Genomic DNA, 25702 nt, shown 5'->3' on the forward strand with positions numbered 1-25702 from the left:
CCTTTCGGCTCCCCACATGAGCCACCCGTAAAGGGCATGCCACGTGTTACGGACGTAAAAAAACCGCTCATAGGCGGTTGTCCGCCTTGTTTCCGAGCTGTCAAACTCGGCCCCTGATTTGCAGAGGCAGCAACAGTATTGCTCCTATAAATCGGATTGTCAACAATTACGCGACCTTACTATGAAGCGGCAACACGTTCGCTCCGCAGGCCAACCCGTCGAGATAATCCGCCCAATGCTGCATCATGCGCTTGCGCTCGGGCAGATACTCAGCCCGGTTGTATGCACCCCTTACCTCGTTCCGTTCGCAGTGGGCGAGCTGGCGCTCAATCACATCAGGATTAAAACCGGTTTCATTGAGAATGGTCGATGCCACTGCCCGGAAGCCATGCCCGGTCATCTTGCCCTTATAGCCCAGACGGTACAGGGCAAACAGCATCGTGTTATTGCTGATGGGCTTATCCCGATTGCGGCCAGGGAAAACGAAGCGGCTACCGCTAGATATCTCCTTGAGTACTGCCAGCATTGCGAGCGCCTGCTTTGATAGCGGGACAATATGCTCGGCTTTCATCTTCATGCGCCTGGCCGGGATAATCCACAAGGCATTGTTTAAATCGAACTCCGCCCATTCCGAGCCTATCAATTCGTTGGTGCGGACGAACGTTTGCGCCAATAGTTGCAGGGCAAGCCGGGTTTGCTTGTCGCCGGTTTCGTCATACTTGGCGATTGCTCTTAACAGTTCCGGCAGTTCCTCAGGTCGAACGGCCGCCTGGTGTTCCATCTTGTGCGGGGTCAACGCACCACGCAAATCGGTGGAAAGATTACGACTGCAGCGACCGGTAGCAACACCATAGCGGAATACCTGGCCGCATACCTGTAGAACGCGGTGGGCGAGATCGTACGAGCCGCGGGCCTCTATCTGACGAAGAGCTTGGAGCAATTCCGGCGCTTCTATGTCGCGGATGGGGCGCTTGCCAAGGGTTGGGAAAATGTTGTTTTCCAAATGCCGATTTACAGCAATCGCATGACGCGGCGCCCAGATATGGAGTTGCTTGCTGTGCCACTCGCGCGCAACAGCCTCAAACGAATTCTCGGCGGCCAGCTTTTTCCGCAGGTTTGCGGCTTTGCGCTCGGCGGAAGGGTCAAGATCCGCTTGCAGTTGCTGGCGCAATTCATCCCGCCTCTTGCGCGCATCGCTCAGGCTGACTTTGGGATAGACACCCAGCGAGAGGGACTTCTCTTTACCTGCCTGCCAGTAACGCATCCGCCAATACTTGCGCCCGTCCTGATACGCCCATAGGTAAAGGCCGTCGCCATCGTGCAACTTGCGGATACCCGCGCCATTGCTGGTGGCGTTCTTGCACTCAGCAGCAGATAACAGATTAGTAGCCATCGTGGTAATTCCTCATCGTAGTAATTTTATTACCACGAAAGTTACCACGGTTTTAGATTGAATTCAATAGAACGTCATTGAACCTCGGTACACCCTAAATGCCTATATATACCTAGGTATGTATGGGTTTTTTAAGCTTTATTGAATGTCTTTGTATGACAATCTGGAGGCGGGGGTCGGAATCGAACCGGCGTCCACGGCTTTGCAGGCCGCTGCATGACCACTCTGCCACCCCGCCATTGCTGCGTTACGCAAACTGGTTACGTTGCACCGTTGCAGTGCGATAGGGAAAACTAAAAAGGGAAAACGGATTCAGCAAGGGCGCGGAATATGCAAACGATGCCTCATGCAGATGAATCCATTTTCCCACTGACTGGAGCGGGAAACGAGGCTCGAACTCGCGACCCCAACCTTGGCAAGGTTGTGCTCTACCACTGAGCTATTCCCGCAAAAAAACAATCTGGCATTATAAGGATGCTGCTGTCTTTGTCAAGAAAAGGCGATGCAAGAGCAGGGTTGGGACGTTTCAGCCATGCTTCAACGCTTGGGGTATCGCGACTTTAAGATAGTAGGCCATGGACCATAATGTCAGTACTGCCGCCAGATAGATCAGCCATGTTCCCACTTCCTGCGGGTTGAAGTTTTCGCCTATTTTTTCGTGATACAACAGCAGCGGAATGGCTGCCATTTGTGAGGTGGTTTTCAGTTTTCCTAAAAAGGAAACCGCCAGATTTTTTCCTTTACCAATTTGCGCCATCCACTCGCGTAGCGCTGAAATGGTAATTTCACGGCCGATAATGATGAAGGCGATAAGTGCATCAAGCCTGCTCAGGTAGACCAGAACGATCAACGCCGCCGCCACCATCAACTTATCCGCCACCGGGTCAAGAAATGCACCGAAAGCCGAAGTCTGGCGGAGCACTCTCGCAAGGTAACCATCCAGCCAATCGGTGATGGCGGCCACGGTAAAGATAATGGTGGAGATGAGGTTCTGCTCGGACGGGGACAACCACGTCGAGGGAAAGTAGAATATGCCTACGAACAGCGGAATCGCCAGGATACGCATCCACGTAAGCACGTTGGGCAGGTTAAGAGGCATAAGGATCAGTATATGCCATTAAGATGCTGCTCTGATGAATCCGGATTGCAAACCTTCGATTCAAATTGTATTGTTACCCTGCCTCGTCGCGACACTACTCTTTACTCAAATAAATATTCCCTCTCATATCAGTCTATGGGGGGTCAACATTTTCGGATTACGCCTCAGCAGCAACAAGCTGTGCCAAACTCGGGATGTTTATATGGCTGGAACTGAAATAAACCTTTTGTAATCAGTGCAATTCCCTGTAAATTTTCTCCGCCAACGCACGACTGATGCCATCCGCTTGCTGCAATTCTTCAATACTTGCAGTCTGTACGCCTTTCAGGCCGCCAAACCTTGCCAGCAAGCTTTGACGACGCTTGGCGCCGATACCATCAATTTTCTGCAAACTTGAGCTGGTGCGTAATTTACCGAGCTTGGCGCGGTGGCCGTAAATTGCAAAACGGTGAGCCTCATCCCGAATCTGCTGAATCAGATGCAATCCGGGGTGGTCCCTTGGCAATTGTAGCGGCTTTTCCGCTCCCGGGAAAATCAATTGTTCCAGTCCGGGCTTGCGTGCCTCACCTTTAGCTACGCCCAAAAGATTTGCGCCATTCAGTCCAAGCTCGACCAGTACATCTCGTGCAACGCTGACCTGGCCTCTGCCGCCATCGATCAGAATCAGATCAGGAAGACTCCCCTCGCCTTCGGCAACTTTATGATAGCGCCGGGAAAGGACATCGCGCATCGCGGCGTAATCATCTCCTGGCGTAATGCCGGTAATGTTGTAGCGGCGATATTCGCTATTGCGCATGGCGAAGTTGTCATAAACCACGCAGGACGCAATGGTCGCTTCGCCCAGCGTATGGCTGATGTCAAAACATTCGATGCGGGCAAGACCGGACATATCCAGGGCCTGTTGCAAAGCTTGCAGGCGCTCCTCCTGGCTGGCCTGCCGGTTCAGCATCTGCTCCAGCGCCAGACGCGCATTTTCCGCTGCCATATCCAGCCATATACGCCGTTCGCCGATAGGATTACAGTTGATGACTACCTTATGGCCGGATTGCTCGGCGAGCGCGGCTTGAAGGATGTCCCGCTGAATTTTCTCGCCGACGATGATAAGATTCGGCACGCTCCGATTGAAATAATGCTGGGTCAGAAAAGCCTCCACCATTTCGGGCGGGTCGTACCCTTCCGCGTTTTGTGGGAAAAAACTCTTGTCTCCCAAGTGGCGCCCTCCCCTTACCATGGCAAGATTGACGCAGGCCCTTCCCCCGCCGTTGGTCTCGACAACGCAGGCAACCACATCGGCATCCAGCGCCTTGCCGCTATCGACGAACTGCTTTTCCCGAATTTTTCGCAGTGACTGAATCTGGTCGCGAAACAAGGCAGCCTGCTCATACTCCTGCAAATCCGCGGCTTCGCGCATTTTTTTGGCGATGCTTTCCAGAACCTCGGTCTGCTTGCCCTGCAAGAAAAGCTCAGCGTCTCTGGCATCCTCTTTATACGCTTGCGCCGTGATCAGATCGACGCAAGGCCCGCTGCAACGCTTGATCTGATAGAGAAGACAAGGGCGGGTGCGGTTGCTGAATACGCTATCCTCGCAAGTGCGAATCCGGAATACCTTTTGCAGAAGCTGTATGCTCTCTCTCACCATTCCCGCATTTGGAAACGGTCCAAAATAATGATGGTTCTTATCCAGTGCGCCGCGGTGAAACCCAAGCCGGGGAAAACGATGACCGCTCAATATCACGTATGGATATGACTTATCATCTCTAAACAGGATGTTAAAGCGAGGAGTTAGATTTTTTATTAAGTTGTTTTCGAGCAACAACGCTTCTGCTTCAGAGCGGGTCACCGTGGTTTCTATGCCCGTGATTTGGGAAACCATCAATTGCATGCGGGGTCCCAGGCCGCTTTTCTGAAAATACGATGAAACACGTTTTCGGAGATCGATAGCCTTGCCGACATAAATCACCTGGCCTGCCGCATTCATCATGCGATAGACTCCCGGCTGCGATGGCAGGCTCGAGTAAAATGCCTTAGCGTCGAAAGCAGGCTCTACCGCCAAGGCGATCAGTCCCCCTCACCCAGCAGTTTGCCCCCGATAGCCCAACTCTCGTGAGGCAATTCATCGAAAGCAATATAGGTATAGGATTTCGGTTTGTGCGCGACTCGCTCGAGCGTATCGGTTATTTCCTGAGCAATCTGTTTCTTCTGCTCACGGCTGAGGGTGCCGGCAATGCGTATATTGACGTAGGGCATGGGTTAGTTAGTCTCCAGTTTGCTGATGAAAAGCCAGGTCGCTGCAAATTTTCGCGAATATCTGTTCGAACATCTCCGCAGTCAGACGCCGGGTCTGGGTATTGTAACGGCTGCAATGGTAGCTGTCATATAGTGTCAGGCTGCTGGGTTTCATGCTATCGGATGCCGGCCCGGCAGTTAATTCATGGATGGCGCCATGGCCGAATGGATAAGCTTTTTGCTTGAGCCCCAGCGCCATGAGCGCTGCCCGATGAGCAACCCCGCCGAGAGTGAGCAGCGCGGTGCCGCCGTCTTTTACGAAATCAGCGATCTCGGCCGCCAGGTATCCATTACATTGCCTGATCTCGCCTGGCTCGGGTTTGTTTTCGGGGGGAAGGCATTTGACGGCGTTAGTAATGCGGCAATGCATGAGCTGCAAATTATCTTCCACCGAAGCCGAACCTTCATGGTTGGCCAAGCCGAATTTATATAAGGTCCGGTACAACAAAACCCCGGCAAAATCACCGGTAAAGGGTCGACCGGTACGATTTGCGCCATGCATTCCGGGAGCGAGACCGATAATGAGGAGCTTGGGCGTCACATCACCAAAAGCCGGCACGGGACGGGCGTGATAATCCGGATAACGAATTTTCACTTCGTCCAGGAATCGGGCCAATCGGTGGCACTGGCGGCAATCCGCCGAGAACATTGATTGCATGGGGTTATCGAGAGCTTTTTATAGTAAGATGCGCGTTTTCTTGATTCACTGGAACAATAATGGCTAAAGTTCTTGCAACGGAAATCCGCGTCGGCAACCTGATCGAATGGGACAAACGCATCTGGCGCGTCCTGAAATGTTACCACGTTCATGTTGGAGGCCGAGGTGGAGCATTCATGCAGGTAGAGATGAAGGATATCGAAGCAGGCACCAAGACCAACCAGCGCATCCGTACTGATGACAAAGTGGAACGCGCCTTCGTCGAGCCGCGCGACATGACATTTCTCTACCAGGAAGGTGACAATTATATTTTCATGGATAAGGAAAACTACGAGCAATTGGGCCTGTCGCAGGAATTTCTTGAGGGCCAGTATGAATACCTGCTGCCGAATACGGACGTGCAAGTCAATTTCCACCATGATCGCGCAATCGGCGTACAGCTTCCCTCCAGCGTAGTGCTGACCATTACAGACACCGAACCCAACTTGAAAGGGGCCACCGCCACCAGTTCTTACAAGCCCGCCACGATGGAGACCGGCCTTGTTGTCATGGTTCCGCCATTCGTCCTCCAGGGCGAAAAGATCAAAATCAATACGGACAGCGGCGAATATATCGAACGGATGTAACAAGACAATTCATCCCCGCTTCCCGCTCTGATCAAAAACTTAGCTGGGTACGGAAGGAAATAACGGAAGGACTGTCCGTACGGTTTGGCGTACCGGCACCGGTATTTCCAAGGTCCGCTTCGGTAAGATAATAATTGAGCATTAATCGCACCCCTTCCCGAACATACCAGTTAACGCCCAGCGTGAGTACCTGGACCTGGCATTTGGTTGTACCGGTGCCGCACGGATTCTCAGCCAGGCTCTGATCCTTGTTTTCAACTGCGTCATAACGCGCAGCCAGTTCAATCGCTCCCCATTTTCTGATCGGCTTGGGCTTGCCGAAAGCTCCGCGCTCCTTCCGGTAGATTGTTCTTTCACCGGTGACAAACCAGCTAGCCTGTACATAATACGCCTGCACGTGAGAGTCCTTCTGCGCGCCCGCCAATAGATGAGTATTGTCGAGTTTTACGGCGGCATATTCTCCTTGCAGATTGACAGGCCCAATCGCATAAGCTGCTTCCAGTGCCCACGTGGCCTCGCTATGGTGGTCGGATAAGCCCGCAGCGGCACCGGCGGAACCGAAGGATTGGCTAAAACCGCGCCGTCCCCCATAAATATCAACTGCTTTTGCAGAAAGTGATCCGGCAGCTTCCGTATCGATACTGTATGAGAAACCAAAGTGGAGGGTATCGCCTTCCTGCGAGCGGGGCACCCAAAATAGCCGGCCGCCATAGCTTGAACCCTTGACAGGCATACCGGTGTGCGTCAGGCTCATGACATTTACCGCATAACCGAGCTGGTCTGCAAAAATGCCCTTGTAGCCGACCCCCATCAGCCACTGCCGCCCCGCATAAATGCCGGTGGACGATGTCGAGGGCCGCTCCATCATCGTGATTTCATTTGAGCTCGTCAGTTCTTCCATGCCACGATAAGGCTTGAACTGGCCGACCATGAGTTGGCCTGGGCCGATTTTGGCGGCGACCCAGGCTTCACGAAGACTGCCAGGAAATGTTCCGGCCGCAAAATCGTTCTGAAATTTGAAGCTGAGGTCGTAGAACCTGGCGGTTACATCGGTATAACCGCGGCGAAAATTGAAACCACTGCGCGGCTGACCATCGGCTATCTGGCTTCCAAAAGCGGGATAGGCGGGATCAGGTTTGTCGTTGTCAAACGAGTGCACGTCGAGATGAGCGCGAGCACCGAATACCATTTCAAAATTGCCATCATTTGTCTTGATTTTAGGGCTACCTTTAGTATCAATGACAAACGGATGGGTCCAGCCGACGTTCGCGCTTATCGACACAACCAGAGCGCAATATTTCAAGACGTTATTTATCGATTCGACTGTGAGTTTAATTGGATGATCCCGGTTTACTTTGTCTTTTTGTCTTTGTGGTGCTGAACGGCATAATTCGTATATATGCGATCCGGCCTCAGAACGCCTGCCTGCCACAGGCCCATCATATTACTTGGGTGTGAGTGTAATGAGTAATGGAGCACTGGACGATGGCGCACTGAACGTTCGATATGCGCCGTCCAGTATCGCCATGGCAGATCCATACGGCGCCCCGCATAAGAACAGTTCCCTCTACTTTTCCAATATTATCAGTAAAAACATTGGCATTGAATTGGCGCACCGGCTTCCGGCGCAGCGAGTATCGTGTAATGCCCGGTTATCATGGAATGGAGAGCGTTTTTGGTGTGGTACCGCACTGAAGAGTTGCGAGGCGGCACGTAACCTTTTAAACACAGCAATATTGCTGGATAGACAAGAAGGAACAGCCATGAAATTATTCTCTACATCATCTTTTTTAGCCTTGGCGAGCACGGCGATATTCAGCGTCGCGGGCATAGCGCAGGCCCAATACGGCGGTAGCACGTCCGGCCAAGGAAGTTCAGCCGGCCAGAGCGGTTCCACCGGCAGCAGTTCTACCGGTAGTAGTGGCGCTTCTGGCCAAGGTAAGTCCCAATCCAATCAAGGTGGAACTGCCGGCGATGGAATGGATACTGGATATGTGGATCAGCAAAAAAGAATGGAACGGAGCCAAGATGCAGGATCACCGAGCAAAGATTCCCACGTGCCCGACTTCCCTGTGGATAAAGAAGGAAAGCCGAAAAAAGACCCCAGGTATGAGCAAGGGGGCCCTATCGGGCCAAACTGATCCGATAAAACTAAAAATTATCTCGGATTTTAGACGTGAATATCTTGATTGCTGCGGCCGAATAAATTCAGGCCGCAGCCCTATTCCGTACGCCAAGCTCTTGCTTGGTATGGGCGCCAGCCCTTGAAGTCTCCTTGCGGTCTAACGGTTACTGGGCTCGTGATTGTTATTAGTCAAGCGGTAAGCCCTGGAGCGATAAGCGTGCTCGTCAGTCCACTTATTTTTGCGCCCGCGCTACTCAATTAAGAAAAAGTGAAAAAATTAATTTATATTTTTCTGGCAGGGTTTAGCCTCCTTCCAAGCACATCTTCATTTGCCGAGAACGGTAATGCGGCCGGTGCCGTTATCATCAGCGTTGGCAGTACCGACGACAACGTGGATAACGCATCGCTGGAATTGGTCCGAAAAGCGATCGGCAACGCCATTGCCTCCGATACCGTCGATACTTTCGATGTTTATTATCCCAGAGTGGGTGGCCCGACATCAACCAAGGTGGGTTTATCCGCTTGCGCGGAAGCAGGCCTTAGCTCTACACCACGTGAATTTCGCAATTTCGTCGAGCAACTGCGTTCTATTCGTCCGAAACCCGGAACCTTTATCAAGGTGGAATTAACGGACCACTGCAAGGAAATCGAACCCATCGAACCATTGGACTGTGGCGGACTTCTGGGAACGTTATGCCCCGATGCGCAATACTGTGAGGTCGGTGCCGGGCAATGCAAGATTCGTGATGCGCAGGGAACCTGCAAGGCCATACCCAGCATCTGCACCAAAGAGCACAGACCTGTTTGCGGTTGCGACGGCAAGACCTACGGAAACGCTTGTGAAGCGGCACGCGCGGGTGTCTCTGTGGAGCATCACCAGAAATGTGAGCTCGAAGAATTGGTGCGATGACGTTACAGCAAAGTGATTTGATCGCGGCTGGATCAAGAGCCCTGACAAGGTATCGGTGCTCAATGGTGTTTGCTGTCATTCATACGCCGTCGCATTTACTGATTGGCTTGGCAGCGCCGACAGACTGGCGTAATTTTGCAGCCATTATACCGGCGGCCACTATCAAGCCCATGCCGAGCAGCGCCATAACCGTCACCGGGTCGCTGAATAGCAGCACTCCATATATATAGGACCACGCAATACTCAGGTATTGTAGGCTGGCATTGACGAGTATGCGGCCGGTAGCATAGGCGCGCGTCATCAGCAGTTGTGCGAATGTTGCCAGCAAACCAACAGCGAGCAACATGCCCAGGCTTTTGAGAGTATGGGCATGCCAGCCGCCGGTCAGCGGCACGACTGCGGCACCGGCACAGATACTGCACAGCGAGAAATAAAACACGACACGGGCCTCCGGTTCGCCGGCCCTGCCAAGAGCGACCACCTGCAGGTAAGCGAGCGCGGTAAGCAGGCCCGAGAGCAGGCCTATCAGGCCCGCCCTTAGCTGATCCCCCGCCATTGTTGGCTGGAGAATACAGATCACACCGGCGAAACCAGCAAGCACTGTACATGCCAAACGATTATCAACTTTCCTGCCTCCACCGAGAGCGGCCCTGACGAGAAGCAGCAGCGTCATCCAGATAGGCGACATGTAGTTCAATGTCACCGCAGTGGAAAGCGGTAAAGCGCCGATTGCATAAAACCAGAGACCGAGCGCACACACGCCTGCCAGGCTCCTCCCGAAGTGCATCGCCGGCAGACGGGTGCGAAGCGTTTGGCCATGTACGCGCGTAAGCAGTATCATGGTGGCTGCCCCTATGACGCCACGGTAGAACACGATTTCGGCCGTACTATAGTCCGCGGAAGCGAACTTCACACACATACCCATCGTTGCGAAAAGCAACGTTGCGGCAATCATCAGCATGGGTGACGACATTCTTCCTTCCTTTTTGGAGATGCGCGTTTTGACCCTCACCGCGCCGTAAACGCGGTTGATATCGGGTAGCCTGTAAGATATTACAGCTATTCATGCCGGCTAATCCCGAGTTAAATGGCCGTCATTGTGGAAACCGTTCACAAGCTGTAACCATTGTGGAGGTATAGTGAAGGCGGATAAGCAAGGGAATCCCCTGCGCGCTACCGCGGCCTTGAGAAATTCTCCGCAAAATGCGGGGAATGCCCCTGCGGCGCATCATCCTAGACCGGTCACCGCACGGAACAATCCAGTGGTGATGCATTATGCGAACAAGAAACGCGCTGAAGACGAAACGCTTCTGGAAGAAGCGCTGCTGCTGTGGAAACAGCGCTGGGGCGGGTGCGATCTCGATGTAGCAGCCAGCCTGAGCAATCTGGCCGAGATTCATCACGCGCAGGGAAACCTCGAGCTGGCTGCGCCGCTTTTTCTGCGTGCATTGAATATTCGGGAAAAAGCCCTGGAGCCGAATCATCCCGAGATTGCTGTGAGCCTGCATAACCTCGCTACACTCTACCGCGATCAAAAACGTTATGCGCAAGCCGAGCATCTTCTTCAGCGGGCACTGGAGATTTCGGAAAGCAGGTTCGGCCCGAATAATCCGGTGGTAGCGATCTGCCTGAACAACCTGGCTGAGATGCAGCGCGAATTGGGGCAGCTTCAAAACGCAGCAATCCTTCTTGCACGCGCATTGCAAATTGGCGAGAAAATCTTGGGCCGGCACCATCCCGATGTTGCCACAAATTTAAATAATCTTGCGTTGCTGCATCTCGCGCAGCGGCAGTATGCCCAGGCCGAACCGCTTCTTAAACGCGCGCTGAAGATTTCAAGGAAAACCCTGGGTCTGCATCATCCCGATGTTGCCACCACGCTGCACAATCAGGGTGCGCTTTATGCGGGTCAAGCTCGATATACGCAAGCGGAGCGGCTTTATAAGCGGGCGCTGAGGATAAATGAAAAGAGCTTCGGCCCAAACCATTTGAGTGTGGCCATCACGCTGAAGAGTCTGGCCACGCTATATCGGCGTACACGTCAGCCAGAAAAAGCGGAGTCTTTCGAAAAGCGGGCATCGGCTATTTCATCGATACGAAAATAGCCAGTTAGATAATGGCACGAATCTTCCATAAGCCGGCCGGATTTAGGTTCATGCGTCAGGAGGCGGTATCGATTCTCAGGCTATCCGTATAAAATTGTTGGCATGAATGCAATTTTGCCATCATTTATTGATTTTTCCGCCCCGTCCGTTGATGTGGCTCGGTCTCTGATAGGCGCAACCTTACTCCTCGATGGCGTCGGGGGACGCATTGTGGAGACGGAAGCATACGATCACGAAGATCCTGCGTCGCACAGCTTTGGCGGGCCCACCAAGCGTAATAGTGTGATGTTCGGCCCGCCCTGTCGAGCCTACATCTATCGCTCCTACGGAATTCACTGGTGCCTCAATTTCGTTTGCCGCACGGAAGGGCATGGCGCAGGTGTCCTGATTCGCGCAATCGAACCGCTCGCAGGGCTGGAGACCATGCGGGCGCGGCGCGGTCTCAATGATGTGCGCCTCCTTTGCTCCGGACCGGGGCGTGTCTGCCAGGCGCTCGGTATAACGAGTGAGCATAGCGGTATGCCCATCGACGCACTACCATTTCAACTCACACTTCCCAATTCCGGGGAACAGATTCCAATCGTGACAGGCCCGCGCATCGGTATTTCAAAAGCCGTGGATGTGCCTTGGCGGTTCGGTCTTGCCGGGTCTCGCTTTCTGAGCCGTCCGTTTCGTTGACCGATCATGACTGCCTGTCCCCTATCTCTTATCTCCCAATCTCAGGTAATGGGAAATTCATCACCACAAAATCCCCTTCTAATCGTCGCTTTCTTCTCTTCTTTCTAATTGCTGACGTTTTGGCTTAAATGCTCCCCGTTTTCCGCTTGAAGTCGTGAACCTGCGCTGATAATCGCAGACTGAACAGAACCTGCCTGAATCGTGTCCTTGTCAGCCTTTCTGGCCCAATGATAGCAATTGCGTATTGCCTCACGATACATCCGTTTCTCACGTTTACCCATGTCGATATCGCCTCGATCCGTTACCGGCATTTTGAGGCAACGTATCTCTTGGGACATTCCTTTTTTATTAAGGCAATTCGCAACGCACTACCTGGCTTGCTATTTTAATTCTGTGATCTATAAAACAAAGGAAGGATGTTTTATACCCTTTGAAAATATAAACATGTAGTCAAAGGCGCTTGCCCGCTTGCTCCGATAGTAAAAGTAAATTTTTAACACGCCGATTAACGAGGAATCAGCCATGGCAACCAAGTACCTCAGTAATTATTACAGCTACAAAGTCGTCCCGCAGGTTTTCGGCTTCCAGGTGGCCGAAGTCGATCCGAAACTGGCGCTGGAAAAACAAGTGCAGGGGCATCTCGCGAACGGACATCGTTATTTTTTCCAGGACGAGTTCCAGAACGCCCTGAGTGAGTATCAGACAGCCTACTCCCTGTTGCACAAGTTCCTTCATCCCTATTTCCCCGTCAACGTCACTGTAATCACTACTTCGGTGCTCAAGCAGATGCAACTGACAGATGTAATGGTCAGCGCTGCCGCTCAGGTTGCAAGATACCGCTCTGCCGTCGCAGACCGCCCGATAGTAGCGCCCGGTAATCCCCCGCGGGAAATCTCGTCCATCGTACAGAAGTTCGGTGGCACGGGCAGCACTGTGGTGGCATCGCCAGCGGCCATCCTTTACGAACAAGCCTCGACGTATCTTCAGGCCGGGGCTACCGCTGAAGCCCGGCCCATCATTCGGCAGGCGCTCGAACTCAATGGGGGACGCGACCGTGAACTGGAATCGAATCTCCAGGTGGCTTCCGGCATAGCGGCCGTGCAGCAGAGCGAATTCGATAACGCGCGCGACAGTTTCGCGAAGGCATTCCAGCTTGCGCAGCGCACAGGCGCGAGTATTGAGCCGGCGAACATACCCGGGGTACCCGGCGCGGTGGTCGCACCCGGAGCGCCTGGCGCCGCCGCAGCCGTGGCGGGACAATCGCCGCAAACCCCGGAACTCGGGGCAATCAGCAACAATCTCGGTGTCGTGGCGGCCCTGGTCGGGGATGCGCGCAGTTCCGGCGCCGCTTTCCAGGCGGCGGGCGACTCCGTTCCCCTGTCGTTCGGGCGCACGCTTTCGCAGCCGCTCAATCCCGGCACAGCCACTGCAATGCAGAGGCCGATGGGCAGTGAGGGACTCGGCTTCATCCTTAATTCACCGTCAGGTTCCAGCCAATATTTGAACGTATCGCCGGCGGTTTCCCTCGCCAGCGGCGCTCAGCAATTCGGAGTGTTCAAAGGCGACCAAATTGTCAGCGTCGATCTTCAGGTCAACGCGGCCGCAAACCTGACTGCAAGCATCTATCAGCCGCGAATCAGCGCAAGCACACTCGCGGCACTCGCCACTTTCGAGATCATCGACACCAATTTCATCGCCTATATCCCGCACACTTATGGCTTCACCATTCCGTTGAGTCTCGGCGATTGCCATCTGGAGCTGGGCGATTATGAGGAGGCCATCACTTGGTACGAAAAGGCCCGCGACTATCAATACCTGAACCAGGCCATTGAGGCGCCTATGGTCTGGCTGAAGCTGGCCAATGCCTACACCAGGTGGGGGAATTTTCTGTTCGAAGCCGGTGAGAAAGCCGAAGCCAGAACGCGGTATGAACAGATTGTCCGCCTGACCGATCCCATCCTGGATCCAGCCTCGGCGCTCTACAAGTCGCCGGTGTTCGACGGACTTACGGCGCAGGTACAAGCCATGCTCGCTGCGCCACAGCCCCTGGATGCCGACGTGCACAATCCGTCCATCGCAGCAGTGGTATTGCTTGCAAAACTCAACATTCAGAACATCGAGGATGGGATCGACTTTCCATTGCTCAGCCTGGCGCGCGAGCAGATTCCTGTGTTTCGTTTCGACTACTTACAGAATACCGCGCGCTACTTCGCCGAGCATGCGATTCAGGCGGAGCGGACTTACATCAATTTCAAGACCAGCGCCGAGCAGGAGGAATTCCAGCGGTCGATGCTGGAGAATGCGGTCGATCTGGAAGCTGCGAACGAACAACTCGAGACCAAGAAAGTTGAAATTGCGCAAGAACAGAAGGAAGCAATCGAGGCGAACCAGGCCTATGCGAATACGCAGCTCGAAAACGCCAAGGATCTGAAAACGGAATATGCGGACGTGAGTCTCGAAGAGATGGCTTTGGACTCCGAGATTACGTATGTCGGCGCGCCTACGACCGAGTACGACTTCTCGGGCTATGAGGAGTATGGAATCTCGAACGGAACCCACCGCGTCGATGAAGTGCTCCGTACGCTGACACAGCGTCGGAGCGAGATCTCGCGTGAGTTCGAGCTCAATAACATGGATCGCCGGATCAGCGAATTGGAGGCTGCGAAGAAAGTCGCGGATGAGCAGGTGGACATCGCAACCAAACAGAAGGAGGCCGCCGATATCCAGAAGAACATCGCCACGCTGCGCAAGCAGCAGGCAGAGCAGCAACTGGCGTTGTTCGACTCGCAGGAGTTTACGCCCGACCTCTGGAACCGCTTGGCGAACGAGATTCGCCAGATCTCCAAGTCATATCTCAGCCAGGCTATCGTGATAGCCCGATTGATGGAACAGGCTTACGAGTACGAGGTGGGCAAGGCGGTGAATATCATCAAACCTGCGTATAACCGGAATGATCTGGCGGGTCTTCTGGGCGGTGATTTTCTGCTTCAGGACATCGATTCGTTCACTTTCATGCGGATTATCCTGGGCGAGAAAAAACAGCCGATGAAGGAAATCATCTCGCTGGCGGATCGCTACCCGGTCCAGTTCCTCCGCGATTTTCAGCGGACGGGAACCATGGGTTTCCGTACCGAGCTGAGCGATTTCGACCGGAACTACCCTGGCGCCTACCTGCAGCGCATCAAGCGCGCCGAGGTGATTGTCGAAGGGTTGATCGGCCGCGGCGGAATACATGCGAGCCTGATCAACACCGGACTCTGCCTGTCGCGAATGCGCAACGGGGGCATCAAGATGCGGCTGCTACAGCCGGAAACGCTGCTGGTGTCGCAATACCGCATTGCTGCGGACGCCGTAATCTTCACGCCCGATGTCGAGATGCTGGCGATCTTCGAAAACAGCCCGGTCTCGACCTCATGGGTATTCGAACTCAACCCCGCCGCAAATGACATCATCCTGAACTACATTACCGACATAAAGCTCGTGCTCTATTACGAGTCGTTTTTCGATCCGAACCTGAAGCCGAAGGTGCTGGAAGAACTCGCGGTCGAGCAGATGAATGCCGGACGCCGCACCGTCGCGCTCCGGTACGAGCTTTTCGATGAGTTCTTTGCGTTCCAGGATACCGGAGAGGTGACGTTCACGCTTCGATCGACCATGCTCCCTTTCTATCACCTGGACCCGCGCGTACGCGAACTCACGTTCCTGATTGAAACGGACGAAGGCGTAACGCCGGGGAACCTGGTCGTCAAGGTATCCACCGCCGATGGTACTGCGGCCACCCAGACCACGACCGCGGACGGGGCGCTTTCGACGGGTGGGTCGAATCCGCTCAATGCGTTCATCGGCAAGCCATGGTTACAGGAGTGGAAGATTGTGATTCCAACGGCGGAGAACCAGGCCCGATTCGATGCCGGTTTCGAGTGGTCGCAAGTGCAGAACATCATAATGACTACGGAGTACGAGTTCACCCCCCGCCGCATCCCTGGCCAGCCATATCTGTTGCTGCTGGATCGCTTCGATGCGGACACGCTTGCGGATTTCGACATTGTCGACGATCCACAGGCCACGGTATCCGCGCCATCGGAGTGGGTCTTCAATGCTGAGGCGCGTCGCATCGATCAGCTGTCGGATATACACGGGGGTGCGTTCGGAACCGGTGCGACCGGGCCCGACAAGCCCGGTACCTACCTCGTTCGGAAAACAACGACCGCACTGCCGGCAGTCCAGAATTGCATCGTGGTCGTCGATGTCAGCTCGGAAGACAACGATGGCATCGGTGTGGTGTTCCGCTGGCAGGACGCGGACAACTTCTATTACTTTCTGATGGACCAGCAGCGCAACTATCGCCGGATGGGGAAGAAAGTCGCCGGCGTATTCCAGGAACTCGATACCGCCGCACTCGATGCGACTCACGGATACGAGGCGGGAATAAGCTACTCGCTGAAGATACGCATCAGTGGGACACAGTTGAACGCGTACCTGAATGACGAACTGGTATTGTCGGGACAGGATGCGTCGTTACCCGGCGCAGGGCGTGCCGGGCTTTTCTGCTGGGGCAGCGCGGGAGCACACTTCGACAACTTCCGCATCGTCGATCTCTGACATAAGAGGATAGCCTGTGGCCAACAAATCGCCTGTCAATCGTCAATCTGCGTCCAATCCGGCCGGCGGCGGCGACGTTCGCGGTCTCGGCGAGACATTTCAGCCGGACCTGAATTCCGGTGTCGGCAATTATCGGGTTCCGCTCGACCTGCTGCCGGGCATCCGAAATTTCCAGCCCAGCCTCGCTCTCGGCTACAGCACCGGCGCCGGCAATGGTGTCTGGGGCCTGGGTTGGTCGCTGCCTTTTGCCGCCATCAGCCGTCGCACGTTCCGGGGCACACCCGCCTATACGGATGACGATACATTCCTGTTCGCCGGACAAACGGAACTTCTCCCCGTGGGCTCCGGCACCTTCAGGGCGTCAATCGAGAACGGATTCGAGCAGTTCAGCCGCACGGCGTCCGGGTGGCAGGTTACGGAGAAGTCCGGCATGCGCCATACCTTCGGGACTACGGCCGAGAGCAGGATCGAATTCGACGATAATGGGACGACCCGGGAATTCGCATGGCTTATCGAACGTACAGAGGACACCGCGGGCAACTCCATTACCTACCGGTATCGAACGGAACAAGGCCAGCGATATATCGAGGAGATACGCTACGCCGTCTATGCGGTCCGGTTTGAGTATGAAGCCCGCCCCGACCCGTTCTCGGATTTTCGCAGCGGCTTTGAGATGCGCACCGCCCTGCGTTGCTCACGTATCACGCTTCACGTCGAACCGCTGGGTCCGGCCGCTGTACGCACATGGGCGCTGGCGTATGATACCGAGCCTTTCTCGGGTTTTTCGATTCTTCGGTCGGTCACTTTTTCAGGCAACAATCCGGAAACGGGGGAGTCGGCGTCGCTGCCGCCGCTGGAATTTTCTTATACCGAGTTTGCTCCCTCCAGTCGCCGTCTAAGAAAATTCGTGGCCGAAGCGGGCGCCGCGCCGCCCGGACTTGACCAGCCGAACCTGGAGCTGATAGATCTGGACGGCCGCGGTCTCCCCGGCATTTTATCGATTGAAAACGGCGTGGCGCGATACTGGTCCAATACGGGTGGACTCAGGTGGGGACCACCCCGTTCCTTGCCGCAGTTTCCGGCTGTTTTCTCCACCGCTGAAGATCGCGTGCAATTCGCCGACATGGACGGAAACGGTGCGGCGGATGTGCTCGTCGGCAGCGGAACGCTGAGCGGCTTCTACCGCAATGAGGGAACCGGCGCTTTCGCCGATTTCAACCAGTATATCCGGCAACCCCAGCTCGCTTTTGAGACTGGTGGCCTGCAGTTGATGGATGTCAATGGCGATGGTCTCGTGGATGCGGTGCATGACGGTAGCACCGGTCTTCAGGTATACGACAATCTGGGGTCCGCAGGGTGGAAACCTCCGAGACTGGTGCCAAAGGACGACCTGCCGACGCCGGTTCCCAATCTATCTTCCGGCGACCCCCGCGTCCGTGTTGCCGACATCAATGGCGACGGACTTGCGGATGTGGTGTTATTCAGCAGCGGTTACTTCGAATACTGGCCTTCGCGCGGCGGAGGCCACTTCTCCGAGTCGCGCAAGATGACCGCCGCACCGAGATTCCCCTATCCGTTCGATCCGGCGCGAGTGTTCATTGTCGATATCAACGGGGATGGCTTGGCCGATGTCGTTTTTGTTGGCTATGACGAGGTAACGTACTGGATCAATCAATCGGGAAACTCGTTCAGTGCTCCGCAGACGATTCGCTACACCCCGCCAACCTCGCGCGCCGACACCTTGCGCATCGCCGACATGAGCGGAACCGGAACGGCGGGGATCTTGTGGACGAGTCCATATCCGGACTACCGCTACCTCGACTTTACCGGCGACGTGAAGCCCAGCCTGCTTTCGCGCATCGATAACGGACTTGGCCGCATCACGGCCATCGAATACACCACCTCGACCGAAGAGGCAAGGCGTGACCGCGAACAGAGGGAACCATGGGCGTCGTTTCTTCCGTTTCCTGTGCAGGTGGTTTCCGCCGTTACGGTCGATGATTCGATCAGCGGCCTGCACAACGTGACCCGCTACCGCTACCACGAAGGCCACTATGACGGACATCGACGGGAATTCGACGGATTCGGCCGATCCGAGCAGATTGAAGAAGGTGATGACTCGATTCCTTCGTGTCGCACTGTTTTTCATTACCACACCGAAGCTTCCGGGCGACCGACCGTTCCCGATCCCGAGCTTCGGCGTAGCCTGAAACGCAAACTTTTTCGGGTGGAGGTATTCGGAGAGGACGGCGGTCCGCTGGCAGGGGCCCCATACCGGGTGGAGGAGAGCCGATGGATCGTACGTGTCGAGCAGACGCTGCCGGATAGCCGGCGAGTTCTGTTCCCGTTCATTGAGGAGACGACCACGTCGACGTTCGAGCGCACGTCCGAGGCGCGTATCGAGCGGCGCCTGCTCACGTTCGATATATCCGGAAATGTGACAAGCGAAGAGCGTCGTGGGGAAGGAGGGGCAGGCGCAGCTATTGCTATCGTTGTAACAACCCACGCCGAGTATGCGCTGGACCCGACAGGACGCGTTCGCGACCGTGTCTCCCGCATTGTCCAGCGGGACGGCGACGGCAACTTGCTTAACGAAGTGCGCCAGTACTATGACGGCGCCGCATTCCAGGGCCTGGCGCTCGGCCAGGTCACAAATGGGCTGCTCACCCGCACCGAAAAGATCGCGCTGCACAAGGATGTGGCCGCGTCCACATACGATGCCCATGAGCCCGACTTTTCCGCATTGGGGTATCACGACGGAGAGGATCAGGATGGTAAGCCCGCCTGGCTGTACGATCATAGACGGGTCAGCCTCGATGAGCGCGGCAACGTTCTGGTCAGCCGGGATGCACGCGGGAACGACACGACCTACACCTTCGACGAGTTCGGTTTATTTGCTACGTCGATCACTGATGCAAAAGGTTTTGTTGCGACGGTCGAGCACGATCTTAGGGTAGCGAGGCCCCGGCGGATGGTGAATCCCAACGGCGGCGTGACCGAGTCGCGCTACGATCCCTTGTCACGTATCGCCGTGGTAGTGGCGCCCGGCGATACCCTCGCCATCCCCACCGTCACCTATTCATATGAGACAGCGACGCTGCCAGCGCTTCGTGCTGCCCATTATCGCGTCGTTTCGGGTGATACTCGTACCATCTCCGTCAACGAGTATCTCGATGGAGCCGGCGCGCTGTTCCAGCGCCGGACCGAACATGACGGCAATATGGTATCGGTCAGTGGGCAGGTCGTTCCCAACGCCCGGGGAAAAACAGCCGAAAAATTTGAATCCTTCTATGCCGAGGGATTGGGGTTTGAGCCGTATTTAGCTGATCCCTCCGCGCCACGGCGCAGCTTTTTCTTCGACCCATTGGGCCGCGCGATCCGTACCTTGCATCCGGATGGCGGCCAATCCGGCGCGGAATATGGAACGTTCGACACGCTGTTTTCCGATGCAGGCGATAATGACCCTGCCCTGGCGGATTCATTCGGGACACCACGACGCGAGATCTATGACACATGGTATCGCCTGGTGGCAGTGGAAGAGCGCGACCAGGCATCGGTCCGCACCACCAGCTACGAACTTGATGCCACCGGCCGTTTGCGGCAGATCACCGATCCCCGCGGGGTGGTCCTTAGCCGCATCACCCGCGATCTTACGGGACAGGAGATCTCGATCGATCACGTGGATGGGGGTCGTCGTCTGCTGGCTTATGATGCGGCCGGCAACCTCGCACTGCAGGTGGACGGGGCCGGTGAGCCGATCAATCGCCGTTACGATGAACTGAATCGCATCATCGGGACGGCTTATGGGGGAGCCGAGCCGGAAACCTATGTCTACGACGCCGGGGCAGGCGCAAATCTGACGGGCCGGTTGGCACGCTCGATTGATCCCGCCGGCGAGACCACCTACAGCTACGATTCCCGCGGCAATGTAGTCGAGCGCTCGCGCATGGCGCCGGGCCAGACTGAAGCCCTGGCGCTGACCTATTCATTCGACCGGATCGGCCGCATGACCCAGCTGACCTATCCCGATGAAGCCGCTATTGATTTCGAGTATTACTCGGGATTTCTGCTTCGGCGCATCCCGGGATTTGTGAACGCAATCGAATACACAGCCGCCGGTGTGCGAATGGGGATGGATTATCAAAACGGAGTCCGCACTGAATACGGCTATGACCCGGCTTCTCTTCGCCTACGGGAAATCCGGACGTTCCGGCCCGATACGGGAGACGTATACTTTCATACCCGTTACGATATCAATACGGTCGGGAACGTTGCGTCAATCGAGGATCTGAGGCTCGGTGCACCGGGATTTGTGCGGACGCAGAGCTTTGGATACGATGCATTCCACAATCTGCTGGAGGCTTCCAGTCCCGATCCGGCGGCAGGATACTCGCATGTCTACGAGTATGATGCAGCGGCGAATTTTATTCGCAATCCGCTGATCAGCCCCAACCCGCTCTTTTATGAAAACGGCGGCAACAGCAACCGGCTGAGCGGTCACCTGGACAACGGCGGCATCAATCCCGTCAGCCTGTTCGGGTATGACCTGAACGGCAATGTCGTGTCCATGCCGGGGCGCACCCTGACATTTGACCCCAAGCAGCAACTCGCGCGCGTGCAGCTGGATAGCGGCGCCGATGTTGCTTTTTTCTACGACCATAAAGGCGTGCTGAGCCGGCGCGAAGCAACCGAAGCCGGCTCGAAGGAGGTGACGCACTACGTTGACAACCTGTTCGAGTCGCGCGATGGTTCAGACATGCGTTGGGTGATGGCGGGAGACCTGCCGGTCGCTCGTATCTCCGGCGGGACGACCGTATTCATACACAACGACCATCTGGGCAGTGCGGTCATCTATACCGATGCGGATGGTAACCTTCTGACCGAGACCGCGTTCCACCCATTCGGAAGTGTACTCATTGCACCGTCCGGTACGCTGCCCCCCGCGTTCGCGACGAAAAGACTGGATGCGGATATCGGCCTGTACTACTTCAACGCACGCTGGTACTCGCCGACGATGGGCCGCTTCATTTCACCGGACCCGCTCTACCTGTACCAGCCGGAACAAGGGCTCCAGGAACCGAAGCGCCTGAACCCTTACGCATACGCCGGCAATAATCCGGTGCGCTATGTCGACCCGAGCGGCCTCGGCTTCTGGGATGTGCTGGGCGCAATCGTCATCGCCATTGCCGTGGTAGTGGCGGTCGTTGCCGTTTCGGTGCTGACCTTCGGCGTCGGGACCGCAATCGGGTTCGGCACGCTCCTGGCCTATGCGGCCGTTGCGGGACTTGCGGGCGCCGCAATTGGGGCTGTCGTGGGCGGCATTGCCTACGGTAGCTGGGAAGGCGCATTGCGCGGCGCGCTGATAGGATTTACCGCGGGCGCCAATGCCATGATCGGCGGCATGATCTTCGGGCCGATCATCGGCGCCGCGCTTGGCGTCATCACCTTCCTGTCGGTCATTCCGCCGGTGGCAAAGAGCGATGTCTACCAGGGCATACTCGGCTGGACCAGCTATCTGATGCCGATGAGCTGGCCGGGTCATGCGATTGGCCTTACCTTGTTCGCGCTGAATGTCATCGGTTATCTGGTTACGTTCGGGCAGGTGGATGCGCTGCGGATTCGCGACATGCAGGTCGACTGGAAAACGGGAAACATTTTCACGGTGGGCGGATGGGTGGGCCAGCTGGACGGAAGAGCGTTCAACTTTGGCGCATTCAGTTTCGTGAACACATCCCGCTATGTCGGGGGGGAAATCATACCGGCCACGTTCGAGCATGAATCGGGGCACATGCTGAGCAATGCAGCATTCGGTTTCTTCCAGGCAACGCGCGTATTCGAAGGAAACGGGCTGGACAGCTTCTGGGAGCGCATCGCCGAAAGTAATGTGCCGCCGGGGCTGCGCGGCAGCGATCCCGTCACGCCGGAACCCGATCGCCCCAAAATCCCACAATGGGGTTGATTCGAGGTATCCGGGCGGTGCGCTAAGCTCGCGTGTTGGGTGTTGGGTCAGAGTCGGTTGGGAATTCTTCGCCCTGACCATCAAGTTTCGGCGTCAGCGCTTGCAAATACCAACGCGGATACCGTACTGATAAACTCGTCTTTTATGATGCCGATTCCATGCGAATGCGGTCATAAGAGCCATTTGCAAAAAAGTGGCTATCATTGTTCTTTTTCTCGGAATACATGGCCTCGTCGGCATGTCTGAGAAGCTGGTGCGCCTCCTCTCCATGATCGGGGTAGAGTGCGATCCCGATGCTCGGTAGTATGCAGACGTTACAGCCCTCTATTTTTATGGGTTGGCTGATAACACTGCGTATTTTTTTGGCCACGTTCGAGGCGTGCTCGGGCAACTCGATGTTTTCGAGCAGCACCACAAACTCATCGCCGCCCATGCGCGCGACGGTATCCAAATCGCGTACGCACTGCTGCAGGCGATTGGCGATCACCTGCAGCAGTTCATCCCCTGCAACATGACCCAAAGAGTCGTTGACTTGTTTGAAATTGTTCAAGTCCAGGTAGAGCAGGGACATTTGCCCTTGTTCCCGTCGTGTTCTTGTCAGCGCCATTTTGAGGCGATCGTATAAAAGTCCTCGGTTGGGCAGTCCCGTCAACCCGTCGTATTGCGCCATGTGCTTCAGTCGGGCGTGTAACTGTTTGCGCTCGATAGCGGTGGCAACTTGAGTGGAGACAAATTGCAGCAGTTCCTTGTCCTTTTCGGTGTAGCGCGCACCGTCCGAGTTGCTTTTCAAAATCAGGGCTCCGATAGTACCCTTGTGTGAGTTGAGCGGAACGACCAGACAACCCATCACATTGCCTTCGTTGACAGATCGTAATTCCTCGGGAAGGCTGGCCAGCGACTCAGGCCCCAGCAGCAGGGGCTGCCTGGTGCGAATGACTTCTGCGCAGAGGGTTCTTACGGCTGTTTGCTGCAGTTCGGACGCCTCGTCATAGCCGCGGGTGTAGTAGGGAAAGCTCAACTGATCATTATTCTCATCGTACATTGCCACGGAAAAATGAGTGGCTGACAGCAGCTTGCCGATTATTTGATGAATTAGCTGAAATAAAGAGAGTAGATCCTCTGCGGTATGCGCAGCTTCGGAAATGGCATAGAGCGCTGCCTGCATCGATTCGGCCTGCTTGCGCTCGGTGATGTCTCGTGCAACGGCAATCCTCAGTTGATCGGCTTCGGACCAGCGGGCCGACCACATGATGTGCACCACTCGCCCATCCTTGCGGATATAGCGGTTCTCAAAATCAAGTGTGGGGTGCCCTGATTTGATTTCATTGGCCGCCTGGAGAGTTCTCTCTCGATCTTCGGGTACCACCATCTCCAACATAACCTTGCCGATCATTTCTTTCGGCGTGTAACCAAAAATGCGTTCGCATGCTGCACTCACAAAGATAAAACTACCCTTTGCATCAACAACGCAAATAGCGTCGAGCAGTTGATCTATAAATTTAGCCAAAGGTGCGTAAGTTTTTGTATTCATATGTGAAGGACACTAGCCGGGGTTTGACCGGGCTGGCTTTTTGTAGACAACTCCAGAGTTACCCCCCGGCTGATGGCTCCGAATCATACTGGATATATCGAATCATGACTGAAGGTCTGAAGGTGCTAAAGAGCGATAAACGCGCAATTTTCACAGCGGCCAACCAAGCCAGCAAGGCATACCTCTATATTACGGATTTAGCGGAAAGCAACCAAAGCGAACAGAAAGCTGTTAAAAAAAGGCTGGAAACTGTACTGTTTATAGTACAATCTGCTTATAACAGTAACGGATGAACAAGAAGATCACCGCGCGATTTTATCATACAGAGTCCGGTGCTAGTCCCGTGCTGGAATGGTTGCGGTCGCTGCCATCTGATGATCGTTATGAAATCGGCCAAGACCTCGCACGTGTCGAGTTTCGCTGGCCCATCGGAATGCCGCTTTGTCGTGCTCTATCTGACGGGCTATGGGAAGTTCGGTCAACCCTTCCCAGTTGTCGCATTGCACGGCTTATTTTCTGCGCTGAAGATGGTGAACTGTTTGTGTTGCATGGCTTTATCAAGAAGACCCAAAAAACGCCCGCCGTTGATCTGAGCTTGGCGTACAAACGTATGAAGGAGATTAAATCATGAGCAAGAAATCAAAGAACCCGCACCGTGGTTCACATGTCGATGACTGGCTAAAAAAAGAAGGTATCTTCGAAGAGGTAACAGCTAAAGCGATTAAAGAAGTTATAGCATGGCAACTCGCAGAAGTTATGAAAGCTCAAGCAATCACCAAAACCGAAATGGCACGGCGCATGAATACCTCACGCTTTCAGCTTAACCGCGTGCTTGATCCTGAAAATGTCGGGGTGAGTCTTGACACGCTTAGCCGTGCTGCCGCTGCTGTTGGCCGCAAGGTACGTCTTGAGCTGGTGTAAGCGTTTATTATGAAGGGGGTAAAGCATGAACAAAGATCGCCAAGGCTTTCGCTTCTTCGCGCGCAAGGCGGAGCTACACCTCGATCAGCTCGACGCAGCGACTTCGATGCGGGACCTGGGATTTACCGGGAAACCGATTTGAAGCGTTGAAAGGCGATCGAAAAGGCCAATACAGAATTCGCTCGATGATCAGTGGCGGATTTGTTTTGTGTGGCCAAAAGGGGCGCGCGACCCAAGCAATGTCGAGATCGTCGATTATCACTAGGAGGTGCATCATGGGTCGCAGTGTGATTCATCTCGGCGAACATCTCGCCGAACAGTTGACGGCGCTCGGACGTCAGCTCAATGTGCCGGCTAACCGCATTACCGAAATTCTGAACGGTCAGCGCGCAATCACCGGTGACACCGCGCTACGCCTGGGGCATTTCTTCGGCACCCACCCGCAATTCTGGTTGAATCTGCAGATGATCCATGACTTGCACGTGGCTGAACAAAAGACCGGTGCAGCCATCAGGACCTTGCCGACATTGAACGCAAGCTACAAAAAGTACGACAGCAATCAGCCAGGGCCGGAATAAAAGAAAGGCTAAGAAGTAGTGCGGCAGTTGAGCGGGAGCAACTGGCATTGCCGAGTAGGCCCAACGAAGCGTGGTCGATGGGTTTGTCAGTGATACGCCTGTCGATGACAAACGCATCAATGTGTTGGCTATTGTTGGGGGTGTAAATAATTTTGTGTAATCGGTCATTAGACAGGAGACTGTCATCCATAAGGAAGAACGATGACCAAACGCAAAATAGTAGAGCCCGAC

The 25702-nt window shown here is 55.1% G+C and carries 19 protein-coding genes and 2 tRNA genes; 11 read left to right on the plus strand and 10 right to left on the minus strand.

All coding sequences use genetic code 11. The features are described from left to right. Positions 1–166 precede the first annotated feature (166 nt). The 7 genes from BLP78_RS12365 to BLP78_RS12395 form a co-directional block, all read right to left on the minus strand. Positions 167–1393, minus strand: coding sequence for a tyrosine-type recombinase/integrase (locus BLP78_RS12365; protein WP_090459626.1), 1227 nt, complete (start codon positions 1391–1393; stop codon positions 167–169). Positions 1394–1557: 164 nt separating this feature from the next. Further along, positions 1558–1631 (minus strand) — tRNA-Cys (locus BLP78_RS12370). 136 nt (positions 1632–1767) lie between these two features. After that, a tRNA-Gly gene (locus BLP78_RS12375) sits at positions 1768–1842 on the minus strand. A 77-nt stretch (positions 1843–1919) separates the two neighbouring features. Continuing rightward, a complete protein-coding gene (gene pgsA / locus BLP78_RS12380; RefSeq protein ID WP_025039798.1) occupies positions 1920–2492 on the minus strand; it encodes a CDP-diacylglycerol--glycerol-3-phosphate 3-phosphatidyltransferase in 573 nt (190 codons plus the stop codon). 232 nt (positions 2493–2724) lie between these two features. Next, a complete protein-coding gene (uvrC, locus tag BLP78_RS12385; RefSeq protein ID WP_090459627.1) occupies positions 2725–4545 on the minus strand; it encodes an excinuclease ABC subunit UvrC in 1821 nt (606 codons plus the stop codon). A 5-nt stretch (positions 4546–4550) separates the two neighbouring features. After that, positions 4551–4739: a tautomerase family protein gene (locus BLP78_RS12390; protein ID WP_025039800.1), complete on the minus strand. Its 189-nt coding sequence runs from the start codon at positions 4737–4739 to the stop codon at positions 4551–4553. Between the two features lie 7 nt (positions 4740–4746). Then, positions 4747–5436: a uracil-DNA glycosylase gene (locus BLP78_RS12395; protein ID WP_090459629.1), complete on the minus strand. Its 690-nt coding sequence runs from the start codon at positions 5434–5436 to the stop codon at positions 4747–4749. Positions 5437–5495: 59 nt separating this feature from the next. Here BLP78_RS12395 and efp point away from each other — a divergent pair, with 59 nt between their 5' ends. Next, complete coding sequence (efp, locus tag BLP78_RS12400; RefSeq protein WP_090459631.1) at positions 5496–6062, plus strand: elongation factor P; 567 nt, start codon at positions 5496–5498, stop codon at positions 6060–6062. A gap of 31 nt (positions 6063–6093) precedes the next feature. On the opposite strand, the gene BLP78_RS12405 is transcribed toward efp, so the two are convergent. Continuing rightward, the gene (locus BLP78_RS12405) at positions 6094–7365 is read right to left on the minus strand and encodes an OprO/OprP family phosphate-selective porin (protein WP_256330259.1); all 1272 of its coding nucleotides are present in this window, start codon (positions 7363–7365) and stop codon (positions 6094–6096) included. 160 nt (positions 7366–7525) lie between these two features. Between BLP78_RS12405 and BLP78_RS16075 the strand changes: the two genes are divergently transcribed. Together BLP78_RS16075 and BLP78_RS15810 are read left to right on the plus strand one after the other, a co-directional pair. Beyond that, the gene (locus tag BLP78_RS16075) at positions 7526–8203 is read left to right on the plus strand and encodes a hypothetical protein (protein ID WP_256330260.1); all 678 of its coding nucleotides are present in this window, start codon (positions 7526–7528) and stop codon (positions 8201–8203) included. Between the two features lie 252 nt (positions 8204–8455). Beyond that, complete coding sequence (locus BLP78_RS15810) at positions 8456–9097, plus strand: Kazal-type serine protease inhibitor family protein (RefSeq protein WP_218118978.1); 642 nt, start codon at positions 8456–8458, stop codon at positions 9095–9097. 79 nt (positions 9098–9176) lie between these two features. Here BLP78_RS15810 and BLP78_RS12420 read toward each other — a convergent pair whose 3' ends face one another. Then, the gene (locus BLP78_RS12420; RefSeq protein WP_256330261.1) at positions 9177–10070 is read right to left on the minus strand and encodes a DMT family transporter; all 894 of its coding nucleotides are present in this window, start codon (positions 10068–10070) and stop codon (positions 9177–9179) included. Positions 10071–10236: 166 nt separating this feature from the next. Between BLP78_RS12420 and BLP78_RS12425 the strand changes: the two genes are divergently transcribed. The 4 genes from BLP78_RS12425 to BLP78_RS12445 all read left to right on the plus strand — a co-directional run bounded on the left by BLP78_RS12425 (position 10237) and on the right by BLP78_RS12445 (position 22441). Beyond that, on the plus strand, positions 10237–11202 hold the full coding sequence (locus BLP78_RS12425; RefSeq protein ID WP_256330262.1) for a tetratricopeptide repeat protein: 966 nt from the start codon (positions 10237–10239) through the stop codon (positions 11200–11202). Positions 11203–11304: 102 nt separating this feature from the next. Continuing rightward, positions 11305–11880 (plus strand): DNA-3-methyladenine glycosylase, encoded by a 576-nt coding sequence (locus BLP78_RS12430; RefSeq protein ID WP_090459633.1) that lies wholly within the window; start codon positions 11305–11307, stop codon positions 11878–11880. Positions 11881–12402: 522 nt separating this feature from the next. Then, positions 12403–16482, plus strand: coding sequence for a Tc toxin subunit A-related protein (locus BLP78_RS12440; RefSeq protein WP_090459636.1), 4080 nt, complete (start codon positions 12403–12405; stop codon positions 16480–16482). Between the two features lie 16 nt (positions 16483–16498). Continuing rightward, positions 16499–22441: a toxin TcdB middle/N-terminal domain-containing protein gene (locus tag BLP78_RS12445; protein ID WP_090459638.1), complete on the plus strand. Its 5943-nt coding sequence runs from the start codon at positions 16499–16501 to the stop codon at positions 22439–22441. Positions 22442–22583: 142 nt separating this feature from the next. Here BLP78_RS12445 and BLP78_RS12450 read toward each other — a convergent pair whose 3' ends face one another. After that, on the minus strand, positions 22584–23972 hold the full coding sequence (locus tag BLP78_RS12450) for a sensor domain-containing protein (RefSeq protein WP_090459640.1): 1389 nt from the start codon (positions 23970–23972) through the stop codon (positions 22584–22586). A 104-nt stretch (positions 23973–24076) separates the two neighbouring features. Here BLP78_RS12450 and BLP78_RS12455 point away from each other — a divergent pair, with 104 nt between their 5' ends. The 4 genes from BLP78_RS12455 to BLP78_RS12475 all read left to right on the plus strand — a co-directional run bounded on the left by BLP78_RS12455 (position 24077) and on the right by BLP78_RS12475 (position 25471). Beyond that, entirely contained in the window at positions 24077–24265 is a 189-nt protein-coding gene (locus BLP78_RS12455) for a hypothetical protein (RefSeq protein ID WP_090459642.1), read from the plus strand. After that, positions 24262–24603, plus strand: a complete 342-nt coding sequence (locus BLP78_RS12460) for a type II toxin-antitoxin system RelE/ParE family toxin (RefSeq protein ID WP_090459643.1) — start codon at positions 24262–24264, stop codon at positions 24601–24603. The genes BLP78_RS12455 and BLP78_RS12460 overlap by 4 nt, the downstream gene beginning before the upstream one ends. Beyond that, positions 24600–24893: a helix-turn-helix domain-containing protein gene (locus BLP78_RS12465; protein ID WP_090459645.1), complete on the plus strand. Its 294-nt coding sequence runs from the start codon at positions 24600–24602 to the stop codon at positions 24891–24893. Before BLP78_RS12460 ends, BLP78_RS12465 begins: the two co-directional genes overlap by 4 nt. Positions 24894–25168: 275 nt before the next feature. After that, positions 25169–25471, plus strand: a complete 303-nt coding sequence (locus BLP78_RS12475) for a HigA family addiction module antitoxin (RefSeq protein ID WP_090459647.1) — start codon at positions 25169–25171, stop codon at positions 25469–25471. Positions 25472–25702 lie beyond the last annotated feature (231 nt).

The sequence above is a fragment of the Nitrosospira sp. Nsp1 genome (genome assembly GCF_900100985.1).
GTDB lineage: Bacteria > Pseudomonadota > Gammaproteobacteria > Burkholderiales > Nitrosomonadaceae > Nitrosospira.